This is a genomic window from Brevundimonas sp. AVps23W (assembly GCF_058681395.1).
Window position 1 is genome coordinate 2,871,407 of the sequence record NZ_CM178738.1, and the last position, 12,387, is coordinate 2,883,793.

A 12,387-nucleotide genomic window follows, 5' to 3' on the forward strand; every position below is an offset into this window, starting at 1 on the left:
TGTCTTGTTGTTCAGTGCGACGCCAGGATGGCGTTCGGATCGGGTATGCGGCGCTGGTCGTCCAAGATCTTGCCGTCCTCGATATGGATGACCCGGTCGGCCCAGGCCTCCAGGCGCGGGTCGTGGGTCACGCAGATCACGGCGGCGCCGTGTTCGGTGGCGGCGCGACGCAACAGCTTGATCACCACCTGGCCATTCTCGCCGTCCAGGGCCGAGGTCGGTTCATCGGCGAACAGGATCTTGGGATCCTTGGCCAGGGCGCGGGCGATGGCGACCCGCTGCTTCTCGCCGCCCGACAGGGCCGCGGGCCGCTGGTGCAAACGATGACCCAGGCCGACTTCTTCCAGAGCCGTCGTGGCGCGCTTCTTCGCCTGGCCCGAGCTCAGCCCCTGGAACTTCAGCACGGTCTCGACCTGCTGCAGCGCCGTCAAGGCCGGGAACAGGTTGAAGCCCTGGAAGATGAAGCCGCAGTTATCCAGCCGGAACCGATCGATCCGACCTGACGAATATTTCCACAGGTCGTCGACATCCAGTGCATCGACCCGCCCCTCTTCGGGGCGCAGCAGGCCGGACAGGGCCGCGATCAGGGTCGACTTGCCGGAACCCGACGGTCCCATGACCATGGTCAGATCACCGTGCCGTGCGTCGAAATCGACGCCCTTCAGCACCTCGACCCATGACTTGCCGGACTTGAACCGTTTGACCAGACCCTTGGCCTCGATGGCGAAGTCGCCATGCTTGCCGTGAACCTTGGTGTGACCGAATGACATGTCGTTCATCGCAGCAGGTCCGCCGGTTGGCTGTTCTTGAGAATGCCCAGCGACAACAGGCCGGACACCATGGCTATCAGGATCAAGCCGATCCCGACGACCAGCAGCAGACTGAACGGCAGGGCGATGATCACCGCACCGGCCTGGGCCAGCAGCGACACCAGCCAGGTCAGGAAGATGGCGGCGAACACGCCCACCACCCCGACCCAGAAGCTGAGTTCGACCACGATCCGACGCAGCGAGCCCATGCCCACGCCCAAGGCTCGCAGCGAGGCGAACTCCTTGATATTGGCCATGATGGCCCCGCGCAGCGTCTGCCAGGTGATGGCCACGCCGATGATGATCCCCAGCACGACGCAGCCGCCGATGATGATGACCAGAATGCCTTCCTCGAACATGGCGCCCGCATTGGCCTCGGCCAGTTGCTGTTTGGTCCAGGCCTTCCACTGGCCGGCGCCTATTTCATTCAGTTGGGCCACGACGATCGGCGCGCGGGCCGGGTCGCGAAGCTTGATCATCAGCGGGCCGACGCGCGGACCGGTGTCCGCCTGACCCAGCATCCGCAGGGTGTCGCGCGACATCACCACGCCGGGCTGCATCATGTTGGGATAGCCGCGGGTCACGCCGACGATGGTGACCGTCTGGCCGTTGTACAGCGCCTTGTCCCCCAGCTTGACGCCCAGGGTCGACAACGCTGTTTCATCCACCGCCACCGTGTAGGGCTGGCGCAGGGCGTCGACCAGTTCCTGGGAATAGTCGGTCGGAATGGTCACCGACCCCGGACGGGTATCGATGATGCTGGCCTGGACGAACTTCTGACGCGGGGCGCCCTGGCTGGCGTTGTCGGCCTGGCTCTTGGTCGGATCGACGTCCTTGATGTTCTGGAAGGTGCCGCCGGCGCCGTCCAGCGGCATGACCTCGATCACCTCGGGATGATTATAGGCCAGCGGAATGAACCGGCGTGGCACGCCCGACGGCCCGTTGATCAGGCTCTTGGCGCCCGGCTGCAAGATGAAGATGTCCGCGCCCGACCGTTCGATGGTCGCGGTGAACCCCTTGCCGATACCGATAAAGACACCCGTCATCGCCAGGACCAGCAAACCCGACAGGGCCAGGGCCATGACCGCCGCCATATAGCGGCGCCACTCGAACAGCAGCGTAGATAGCGCAAGCGACATGGTCGTCGATAAACCCCCGATACGTCTGCCTATCTGAGCGCGCGCCGCCTCACCGCCAAGTTAAATCGGGGTAAGCTTGTCGCGCGCCGCAGTGCAGGTGATCGGCCGAGCCACTTAGGCCGTCTCGCCCTCTTGGCGACGCCGCCGAAACGGCGCTAGTTACAAGATAACAGACGGAGCGCCGCGTTCCGTCCTCTGTAGGAACCCCTCAATGTCGTTGCCGTCCCTTCGTCTCACCGCCTCGCTGGCCGCCCTGGGCGCCGCGACCGTCGTCCTGTCCGCCCCCGCGACCCCGGCCCGCGCCGACGAGGGCATGTGGACCTTCGACAACTTCCCCATCGCGACGGTGAACGAGAAGTACGGCACGAACATCGACCAGGCCTGGCTGGACCGCGTGCGCAACGCCGCCGTCCGCCTGCAAGGCTGCTCGGCCTCGCTGGTTTCGGGCGAAGGTCTGATCCTGACCAACCACCACTGCGTCGTCGGTTGCGTCCAGGATCTGTCGGACGCCCAGAACGACTACGTCAAGAACGGCTGGATGCCCGCCACCCGTGAGGAAGAGAAGAAATGCCCCGGCCAGACGGCCGAGATCCTGACCGACATCACCGACGTCACCGACCGGGTCGTCGGCGCCGGCGCCGGGCTTGAGGGCGCCGCCTTCGTCCGCGCGCGCGCCGCCGAGATCGACAAGATCCAGAAGGAAGTCTGCGGCGACGACCAGAAGCTGACCTGCCAGGTGATCAGCCTGTACCGCGGCGGCCAGTACAAACTGTACAAGTTCCGCAAATATGACGACGTGCGCCTGGTCTTCGCGCCCGAGTTCCAGGCGGCCTTCTTCGGCGGCGATCCGGACAATTTCAACTTCCCGCGCTATGCGCTGGATAGCGGTTTCCTGCGCATCTACGAGGATGGCAAGCCGGTCGCCACCCCGAACCACCTGGTCTGGAACCCCAATGCGCCCAAGGAAGGCGACGTCACCTTCGTCGCCGGCAACCCCGGCTCGACCTCGCGCCTGCTGACCATGGCCCAGCTGGAAGCGCTGCGCGACCAGCAGCTGCCGATCAGCCTGATCCAGACCTCCGAACTGCGCGGCCGCCTGCTGGAATATGCGACCACCGGTGAAGAGGCCAAGCGCGTCTCGGTCGATCCGATCTTCGGCCTTGAGAACGGCTTCAAGGTCTCCTACGGCCAGCAGGGCGCCCTGACCGACCCGGCCTTCATGGCCAAGAAGCGCGCCGAAGAGCAGGAACTGCGTCAACGCGTCGCCGCCGATCCGGCCCTGGCCGCACGCATCGGCGATCCGTGGGCCGAGCTGGAGCGCGCCGTCGCCGCCCAACGCGACCTCTATCTGCCCTATCGCCAGCTGGAATCCGGCCCCCGCTCGCAGCTGTACAGCTACGCCAAGGCCATTGTTCGCGCCTCCAAGGAACGGGCCAAGCCGGCGGCCGAACGCCGCGCCGGCTATTCGGAGGCCGACATCGCCGCCCTGGGCCGCCGCCTGACCCAGGACGCCCCGATCTCGAAAGACATCGAGAAGATCTATGTGGACTTCTGGCTGTCCAAGACGCGCGAATATCTGACCGTGGACAACGCCAATGTTAAGGCCCTGCTGGGCAAGGAAAGCCCGGAACAGATCGCTCAGCGCCTGGTCGAAGGCACCAACCTGGCCGATCCGCAGGCCCGCGCCGCCTATCTGGCCATGACGCCCGAACAACTGGCCGCCTCGGGCGATCCGATGATCGCGTTTGTCCTCGCCAACGACGACGCCGCCCAGGCGATCCGCACCCAGTGGGAGTCCGCCGTCTCGGCGCCGACCGGCCGCGCGGCCGAAAAGATCGCCCAGGCCCGGTTCGCGGTTTACGGGACCAACCTGTACCCCGACGCCACCTTCAGCCTGCGCCTGTCCTACGGCCAGGTGAAGGGCTGGACCTATCGCGGCGTGACGGTGACGCCCTTCACCGAGATCGGGGGTCTGTACGAGCGCAACACCGGCGCCGAGCCCTTCAACGCGGCCGAAGACTGGCTGGCGGCCGAGGGCAAGGTCAACAAGTCGACCGTCTATGACTTCGTCTCGACCAACGACATCATCGGCGGCAACTCGGGCTCGCCCGTGATCAACGCCAAGGGTGAAGTCATCGGCGCGGCCTTCGACGGCAACATCCACTCGCTGGGCGGCAGCTTCGGCTACGACGGCGAACTGAACCGCACCGTCACGGTCTCGACCGCCGCCATCACCGAGGCCCTCCGCACCGTCTACAACCAGCCCCGCCTGCTGCGTGAACTGGGCGTTCGGCGGTAAGACCCAACGTCTCCTCCCCATTCGCCTCTTGCGAATGGGGAGGGGGACCGCCGGCGAAGCCGGGGGTGGAGGGGCTCTTCACCACCCCGCCGGCGCCTGTCATGTATCGCAGAGCCCCTCCGTCACGGCGCTGAAGAAGCGCCGCGCCACCTCCCCATCGCGGAGCGATGGGGAGGAGACTTCAAGGACCACCCCATGCGCCTCGCCCTCCTCGCCTCCGCCGCCCTTCTCGCCTCCGCCGCCGTCCTCGCTTTCGCCTCATCGGCCAGCGCCGAAGAAGGCATGTGGACCTACGACAACTTCCCCATTGCCCGCGCCAACCAGGCGCTGGGAACCGACATCGACCAGGCCTTCCTGGACCGTGTCCGTCTGTCCTCGGTGAAGTTCGGCGGCTGTTCGGCGGGCGTGGTCTCGGGCCAGGGCCTGGTGATGACCAACAACCACTGCGTCGCCACCTGCGTCGCCAACCTGTCCACGCCCCAGGTCAACTATGCCGAGACCGGCTTCACGCCGAAGTCGCGCGAGGAGGAGCTGAAATGCCCCGGCGCCACGGCTGAAATCCTGACCGACATCAGCGACGTGACCGAGCGGATGCACAAGGCCGGCGCCGGCCTTGAAGGCCAGGCCTTCACCCAGGCCCGCGACGCCGAGGCCGGCCGGATCGAAAGCCAAGCCTGCGGCAATGATCCCAAGATCCGCTGCCAGGTCGTCAGCCTTTACCGGGGCGGCCAGTTCAAACTCTACAAGTACCGCAAATATTCCGACGTCCGCCTGGCCTGGGCGCCCGAGGATCGCGCCGCCACCTTCGGCGGCGATCTGGACAACTTCTCCTTCCCGCGCTTCGCCATCGATGCGGCCTTCATCCGCCTGTACGAGGACGGCGAGCCTGCGGTCACATCGACCCATTTCGCCTGGAACCCGAACAAGCCGACGCAGGGCGAGGCCGTCTTCATCTCCGGCAATCCCGGCTCGACCCAGCGCCTGCTGACCATGGACCAGCTGACCACCATCCGCGACGTGGTCCTGCCTCTGGACCAGCTGATCGCCTCCGAACTGCGCGGCCGGCTGATCCGCTATTCGGAAGAGGGCGAGGAGCAGGCCTTCATCGCCATGGACCCCATCGTCGGCCTTGAGAACACCTACAAGCGCGGCCGCGGCCGGATGGCCGCCCTGATCGATCCGGCCTTCATGGCCACCAAGGCGGCGCAGGAAACCGACTTCCGCGCCCGCGCCGCCTCATCCGGCGTCGATCCCTGGTCCACGCTCAGCACGGTCCAGCCCGTCGCCCGTGAACTCTATCCGTCCATGGCCCTGCTCGAGGGCGGGACCGGCCTGGGCACGACCTCGGTCGCCGGCGGGTCGCAACTGTTCGCCTATGCCCGCACCCTGGTGCGCGGCGCCCAGGAGCGGGCCAAGCCGTCAGACCAGCGCCTGCCCGAGTTCGCCGACAGCCGTCTGTCGGGCGTCGAGTCCCGCCTGTTCGCCGAACGCCCCACCTATCCCGAGCTTGAGCAGATCCGGCTGGAATGGTGGCTGTCCAAGACCCGCGAATGGCTGACGGTCGACAACCCTTCGGTCCGCACCCTGCTGGGCAAGGAAAGCCCCGAGACCCTGTCGGCCCGCGTCGTCGCCGGCACGACCCTGGCCGACCCGGCTGTGCGCCGCGCCCTGTGGACCGGCGGTCTCGCCGCGATCCAGGCCTCGACCGATCCGATGATCCAATACGCCCTGGCGATCGACGCCGACGCCCGCGCCGTTCGCGACGCCTGGGAGACGCGGGTCCAGGCCCCGACCGACCGCGCCTCGGAACAGTTGGCCGCCGCCCGCTTCGCCGCCTATGGCGACGCCGTCTATCCCGACGCCACCGGCACGCTTCGCCTGACCTATGGCCAGGTCGAAGGCTCGGACGTGCCGGGTCAGCGGTTCGCCGCCTTCACCACCTTCGCCGGCCTGTGGGACCGCGCCACCGGCGCCGAGCCCTTCGCCGTCGCGCCCAAACTTCTCGCGGCCAAGGACCGGATCGACCCGACCGCCGTCATGGACATGGCCGTCTCGACCGACACCATCGGCGGCTCGTCGGGTTCGCCCGCCATCAATGCGAAGGGCGAGATCATCGGCGCCAATTTCGACTCCACCGTCCTGACCCAGCGCAACGCCTACGGCTACGACCGCGCCGTCAACCGCAGCGTCATCGTCACCACCCAGGCCGTCACCGTGGCCCTGCGCGACGTCTACGGCATGGACCATCTGGTGCGGGAGCTGGGCGTTTCCCCAGACCGGGAGCGGTGAGCGACATCGCCTTCCGCGCGGCGACGCCTGACGACGTCGCCGCGCTTCATCCCCTGATCGAACGCGCCTATCGCGGCGAGACGGCCAAGGCCGGCTGGACGCACGAGGCCGATCTGCTGTTCGACACCCGCACCAGCGCAGAAGAATTGTCGGCCCTGATCGCCGATCCCGACCGGGTCATCCTGCTGGCCCATCGGGACACAGCCCTGGTCGGCTGCGTCCAGGTCGCCCGCGTCGGCGACGACCGGACCTATCTCGGCCTGCTGACCGTCGAGCCGACCCTTCAGGCCTCCGGCCTGGGCCGCCGCCTGCTGGCCGCCGCCGAGACCGAGGCCGTCGCCCGCTTCGCCGCCCGCCGCATGGAGATGACCGTCATCCACCGCCGCGCCGAACTGATCGCCTGGTACCAACGCCGCGGCTACCGCCCCACCGGCGAAACCCGCCCCTTCCCCGTCGATCCGCCCCGGCCGGAGCTGGACTTCGTGGTGTTGGAAAAGGGGCTGTAACCCAACGCTTGTCTTGTCTTTAAGGCCTGACAATCGCTCGGGTCGAAGATTCGGAACCCTCTCCCATCCCCCGCGCTCCGTCTCGGAAAGGGAGATCCACATGGACCGTATTCAAACCGAGGGCCGAAAGAAAAACGGCGCCGAACCCTTGGGCAAGCCGGACGCCCTGACGCCAGAGGCCGACGTCAAGAAGGTGGGCGAACAGGAACGGCGCAGCGCCGGACCGGACGGGCCGGACGCAACCGAAGTCGGCGACACCTTCAAGCGTCAGCCCTAAGCGCCCTCCATGTCGCCCTCCGGTTCGACCGGAGGGCCCACGCCGGATGCGCCGCGCGCCAACCATCCGCGCGCAATTCGGAAAACAAACCCCGGCCTTTTCCAGACCTTGAAAATAAAATCGGCCCCGAACCCGGCGCCGGTCAGGGCGGGTCTATAATCCCCGACTTCCCTCACCCCCGACTTCCCTCACCCCCGACGGGGCGACAGCCGCGCCGCCAGCAGATGCACCTCGTGCGCCCGCATCCGTTCGAAATTGCCCAGACCCAGGGCCAAAGCGCGCATCACCTCCGTCTGCCGCGTCTGTTCGGGATGTTCCGGCAGGAACATTTCCGCCCGCGCCAGTTCCGCATCCAGCTCGGCCATCATATCGGCCAGGATTCCGTCGTTCATCTGATCCTCCGTCACGCCGCCGACCGCCAGGCCTTAAATCACACAGCGAACAAATGCGGAACACGCATCGTCCTCGACCTTGTGGATGACTCCTGCGCCTTGGTGCGCCGCACAACGGCCCCGCTTCATTGCAATATCGCATCAAACTCGCCTTAGCCGCGACGCAAGACCCCGCTTTCCTGCAATGCTACAGGCTCGGCTGTTTCGTTTGAGTCGATGAGAGCGCCATAGTGAAGGTCAGGGGATGGCAGACAGACCGAAACCGGTTCGTATGGGTTTGCGGATGAAGGACAGGTTCCGCCTGCCTCCGATGCCCATCGCCGGCCACGTCATGTTGCTGGTGGTCGTTGTTCTGATCGTCGCCCAAGGCGTCACCCTGGTCCTGACCCTGACCTTCCCGCCCCAGCCCCCGGCTCAGCACAGCCTGGAGGACATCGCCAAGGCCATGCGCGGCCAGTCGGTCCAGGCCCATGACGCCCGCCCCCTGTTGCGCCAGATCGCCTACCAGGCCCCGCGCGCCGAAGGTCCAGGCTGGCTTAGCGCCGTCGGCCCCCGCGACCGCCTCGCCGCCCTGCTGGACGCCGCCCCGTCCGACGTCGTCCTGATGTTCTATGTGCCGCTTCCCGCCGGCGCTCAGCCGATGACGCCGCGACTGCCCAAGGATGGGCCCTCGCCCAAGGCTGCCCCCCCGGCCGCGGCGCCTCCCACCATCGTCGCCGCCTCCTTCATACCGGTCGGCGCCAGCAACCCCCTGCTGATCCGCGCGCGCCAGTCGGGGCGCCCGACCGCACCCTTTCTCGGCGCTCCCGGCGCGGGTTTCCCGCCCTCGGGTTTCTCTCAGAACGGCTTCAACGAGGCGGCCCGACGGGGGGCGCTGGGCGGCCAGACTGCGCGCCAGACCGCAGGCCAGGCGGCACGTATGGCGGCTGATCGGGCGGCGGGCGGCGCACGAACCCCGCCCTGGGCCGGGGCTCAGAACCGGCTGGCCCGTCCAACGGCCTCACGTGTCAACCTGCCGCCGACCGGCGCCGCGGACCGGCTGCGTCCCGCAGGTCAGCCCAACGACGGCGCGACGCTGACGCCGGGGGGCGTCGGCATGGGCCGCGCCATGGCGGCCGCCCTCGCGGCCCGTCGCCGCAACATCACCCCGTCCTCTGGGACGATGACGACGGTCGGGGTCTCGACCACCTACACCGCTCCGTCAGCGACTCCTGACGCCCACGCTCCGAGCCTCGACCGGACGCCGGCGCCTCCCCCGTCTGAAGCCGCCTCCATGCCTGCGCCGGTGGCGGTCGCATCAGCCCGCCCCGCCGCCGCGCCTTCCGCCCTGCCGGCTCTCGCGGCCGAGTCGCCGCAGACCGTCGAAACCGCCGAAGCCGCAGATATGATGCCGGCGGACGTGGCCTCAGCCCCGGCGCCCGTGCGCCGCGGTCTCTTCGCTCCCGCCCCCGCAGGCTATGTCGAAGGCGACTTCATCGCCGCTCAACGGATCGGAGACCGCTGGATCGTGGTCAAGCCACGGCCTGAGGCCTTCCCCACCGCCTGGCAGAGCCGCGTCATGCTGTGGTTCCTGTTGTCCTTCGTCCTGGTGGCGCCTCTGGGCTGGCTGTTCGTCCGCCGCCTGGCCGCCCCCTTGCGCAGCTTCGCCGACGCCGCCGAACGTCTCGGCCGCGATCCATCCGCCCCCGCCACCGTCGAAGGCGGCTCCGCCGAGATCGCCCGCGCCGCCGCCGCCTTCAACCTGATGCAGGCCCGGCTGAAACGCTATGTGGAGGATCGCACCGCCATGATCGGCGCCATCTCCCACGACCTGCGCACCCCCCTGACCCGGATGCGGTTCCGGCTGGAGGCCGCCCCCGACAAGCTGAAGCCCGGCTTCGAAAGCGACATGGACCAGATGGAGGCCATGATCAGCTCGGTCCTGGCCTTCATGCGCGACCAGGCCGAAGGCGGCGCGCGCGAGCGCCTCGACCTGCGCACCCTGCTTGACGAGGCCGTGAAGAACGCCATCGCCGGCGGCGCCGACGTCGCCATCGAACCCGGCGAGGCGATCGAGGTTCAGGCCGACGCCGTCGCCCTGAACCGGGTGTTCGCCAACCTGCTGGACAATGCGGTCAAGTACGGCGGTCGGGCGGTGGTCCGGTTGGACAAGGACGGCGGTGAAGCCATCGCCACCGTTCGCGACTTTGGGCCGGGCCTGCCGGACAGCGAACTGGAACGGGTGTTCAAGCCCTTCTACCGGGCGCCCCATGCGGTCGCCAGCGACGCGTCGGGCATGGGTCTGGGCCTGGCCAACAGCCGCTCAATCGTTCTGGCCCATGGCGGCACGATCCGGCTGAAGTCGCATGAAGGCCTAACCGCCGAAGTCCGCCTCCCGGCGGCGGCCTGACTTCGAAGCGAAGACCGGACCTCGAAGCGAAGACGGACCTCGAAGCGAAGGCGGGCCTAAGCCGCTTCGGTCGCGATCAAGGGCAGCGACAGGGTGGCGATCAGGCCGCCCCCTGGCGCATTGGCCAGGGTCAGATCGCCGCCATGGGCGCGCACTGCGTGACGGGCGATCGACAGGCCCAGGCCCGCCCCGCCCGTCTTGCGATTGCGCGACGCCTCCAGGCGGAAGAAGGGATCGAACACCCGCTCCAGCTGATCCTCAGGTATGCCGGGGCCTCTGTCCTGGATCCACGCCACCGCCCGCCCGTCCTCGGCGCTGACCCGCACCGACACCGCGCCGGCATGTCCGATCGCATTGTCCATCAGGTTCGACAGCCCGCGTCTGAGAACGCCCGGATCGCCGCGAACCTCCAGCCCGGCGTCTGCAACGACGACGACCTCCGCCCCGGTGTCGAGGTAAAGCGCGGCCATGTCCTGCACCAGGTCGCCGAAATCCAGCGTCTCGGTATGCCCGACGTCGAACTGGCCTTTGACGAACTGCATCGCCTGGGCGATCAGGACGTCCATCTCCTCGATGTCGCGAATGGCCTGGCGCTGCTGTTCAGGCGGCATCATCTCGATGCGGAATCGCAGCCGGGTCAGGGGCGTGCGCAGATCATGCGCGATCGCGGCCACCGTATGGGTGCGCCGTGCGATATGTTCCCGCAGCTTGGCCTGCATGTCGTTGAAGGCCGAAATCGCCAACCGCACCTCGTTGGGGCCGTTGGCCGACAACGGCGCCGCATCGGGATCGGCGCCGAGCCGTTCTGCGGCCTGGGCGAACCGCCGGATCGGACGCGCCAGCCTTTGAGCCATCCACCAGATCAACGGCGACAGCAGGATCAGACTGAGCAGCATGCTGACCAGCAGCGCGACCTGCCAAGGCGCCAGCCATCCCTTGGGCGGCGCGATGGTGGCCCATCGCCCATCGTCCATCCGAACCGTGGCCAGGAAAGGCGGGAAGGCGATCTGATCCGAAAGCACCCCGATCCGCACCCCGCCCAGCCATTCATCGTTACCGAGATGCGACGGCGGACGCCCTGGGGCGCGGCGGTCCTGAGGCGGCGGAAGTCGGGGGATCCAAGGGCGGCCGCCCCGGTCCATTCGCACATGCACCGCCGAGACATCGCGCCGCAACTCGCTGGCCAGGGAGCGGGCGATGGCCTCGGAGAGCGGGTCTCGCTCCTGCGCGAACGGCGCATCCGGTTCAAGCCGGCGTAGCAGCGTCCGACCATCCGAAGTCTTGGCCGCCAAACCGCGCAGGGCGTTCGATGCGGCCGCCAACGTATAGCCGGCCGGCTGAGGCGCCGGCGCCAAGAAGACAAGAGTGAGCGTGACCAACTGCGTGGCGATCACCGCCACGACAGCCAGCAAGGCCACCTGCAGCAGGACAGTCGGTGGCCGCAGGCGCCTCATGGCGTCAGTGGTCGTTTTCGACCACGGCGTCGAACAGATAGCCCTCGCCCCGCACGGTGACGATCAGCTCCTTGCTGTCTTCCTCGTTCAGCTTGCGGCGCAGCCGGCTGATCTGCACGTCCATGGCGCGTTCGTTCACGTCACGACCGGCGGCGCGGGCGTGGGCCAGAAGCTGTTCGCGACGCACGATGCGGCCGGCGTTCTCGACCAGCATCTCCAGCATGACGAACTCGCTGCGCGACAGGGTGACTTCCTGCCCGCTCGGCGTCGTGATCTCGCGACGGACCCGGTCAAGACGCCAGCCCAGGAAGGTCACGACCGTGCCGGACATCGGCGATTGCGCTGTATCCTGACGCCGCAAGACGGCGCGGACGCGGGCCAGAAGTTCACGGGGGTTGCAAGGCTTGCCGATATAGTCGGCGGCGCCCAGCTCCAGACCGACGATCCGATCGGTCTCCTCGCTCATGGCGCTCAGCATCAGGATCGGCGCGCCCTTGCCCGACATCCGGCGACAGACGGACAGACCGTCCTCGCCCGGCATCATCATGTCCAGAACGATCAGATCGACCGGCGTGCTGGCCAGGACCTCATCCATCTCGCTGGCCGAGCCGGCCTGGTAGGCGATGAATCCGTGCTGCGAGAGATAGTCGCCCAGGACATCGCGAATACCCGCGTCATCGTCCACGACCAATATCCGGGAGGCGCTGCTTTCCAACATCAATGACCCTCGTCTGAATGGCCGTTTGTTTCAGAATGGAAACAAAACTGCCTCGTAAACACTTTACTAGCGGTCACTAAGAGCGAATTTATGTTCCAAACCCCGCCAAACACAT

General features: G+C 67.6%; 10 protein-coding genes. 5 read left to right on the plus strand and 5 right to left on the minus strand.

The annotated features are described in order from the left end of the window. Nucleotides 1-11: 11 nt before the first annotated feature. The gene (locus ACW177_RS13975) at nucleotides 12-779 is read right to left on the minus strand and encodes an ABC transporter ATP-binding protein (protein ID WP_492026281.1); all 768 of its coding nucleotides are present in this window, start codon (nucleotides 777-779) and stop codon (nucleotides 12-14) included. Then, nucleotides 776-1,948, minus strand: coding sequence for an ABC transporter permease (locus ACW177_RS13980; protein ID WP_492026282.1), 1,173 nt, complete (start codon nucleotides 1,946-1,948; stop codon nucleotides 776-778). The genes ACW177_RS13975 and ACW177_RS13980 overlap by 4 nt, the downstream gene beginning before the upstream one ends. Before the next feature lie 211 nt (nucleotides 1,949-2,159). On the opposite strand from ACW177_RS13980, the gene ACW177_RS13985 reads away from it, so the two are divergent. The 4 genes from ACW177_RS13985 (at nucleotide 2,160) to ACW177_RS14000 (ending at nucleotide 7,319) form a co-directional block, all read left to right on the plus strand. Continuing rightward, the gene (locus tag ACW177_RS13985; protein ID WP_492026283.1) at nucleotides 2,160-4,247 is read left to right on the plus strand and encodes a S46 family peptidase; all 2,088 of its coding nucleotides are present in this window, start codon (nucleotides 2,160-2,162) and stop codon (nucleotides 4,245-4,247) included. Nucleotides 4,248-4,442: 195 nt separating this feature from the next. Next, entirely contained in the window at nucleotides 4,443-6,536 is a 2,094-nt protein-coding gene (locus tag ACW177_RS13990) for a S46 family peptidase (RefSeq protein ID WP_492026284.1), read from the plus strand. Beyond that, nucleotides 6,533-7,042, plus strand: a complete 510-nt coding sequence (locus ACW177_RS13995; RefSeq protein WP_492026285.1) for a GNAT family N-acetyltransferase — start codon at nucleotides 6,533-6,535, stop codon at nucleotides 7,040-7,042. Before ACW177_RS13990 ends, ACW177_RS13995 begins: the two co-directional genes overlap by 4 nt. Before the next feature lie 100 nt (nucleotides 7,043-7,142). Continuing rightward, on the plus strand, nucleotides 7,143-7,319 hold the full coding sequence (locus ACW177_RS14000) for a hypothetical protein (protein WP_492026286.1): 177 nt from the start codon (nucleotides 7,143-7,145) through the stop codon (nucleotides 7,317-7,319). A gap of 188 nt (nucleotides 7,320-7,507) precedes the next feature. On the opposite strand, the gene ACW177_RS14005 is transcribed toward ACW177_RS14000, so the two are convergent. After that, nucleotides 7,508-7,711 carry a hypothetical protein gene (locus ACW177_RS14005; protein ID WP_492026287.1) on the minus strand — a complete coding sequence of 68 codons (204 nt, stop codon included), beginning with the start codon at nucleotides 7,709-7,711 and terminating at the stop codon, nucleotides 7,508-7,510. A gap of 283 nt (nucleotides 7,712-7,994) precedes the next feature. Here ACW177_RS14005 and ACW177_RS14010 point away from each other — a divergent pair, with 283 nt between their 5' ends. Continuing rightward, a complete protein-coding gene (locus ACW177_RS14010; RefSeq protein ID WP_492026288.1) occupies nucleotides 7,995-10,100 on the plus strand; it encodes a sensor histidine kinase in 2,106 nt (701 codons plus the stop codon). Between the two features lie 56 nt (nucleotides 10,101-10,156). Here the strand turns inward: ACW177_RS14010 and ACW177_RS14015 are convergent, their stop codons facing one another. Both ACW177_RS14015 and ACW177_RS14020 read right to left on the minus strand, forming a co-directional pair. Beyond that, nucleotides 10,157-11,554 carry an ATP-binding protein gene (locus tag ACW177_RS14015; RefSeq protein WP_492026289.1) on the minus strand — a complete coding sequence of 466 codons (1,398 nt, stop codon included), beginning with the start codon at nucleotides 11,552-11,554 and terminating at the stop codon, nucleotides 10,157-10,159. Between the two features lie 4 nt (nucleotides 11,555-11,558). Continuing rightward, the gene (locus tag ACW177_RS14020; RefSeq protein WP_492026290.1) at nucleotides 11,559-12,239 is read right to left on the minus strand and encodes a response regulator; all 681 of its coding nucleotides are present in this window, start codon (nucleotides 12,237-12,239) and stop codon (nucleotides 11,559-11,561) included. Nucleotides 12,240-12,387: the final 148 nt, after the last annotated feature.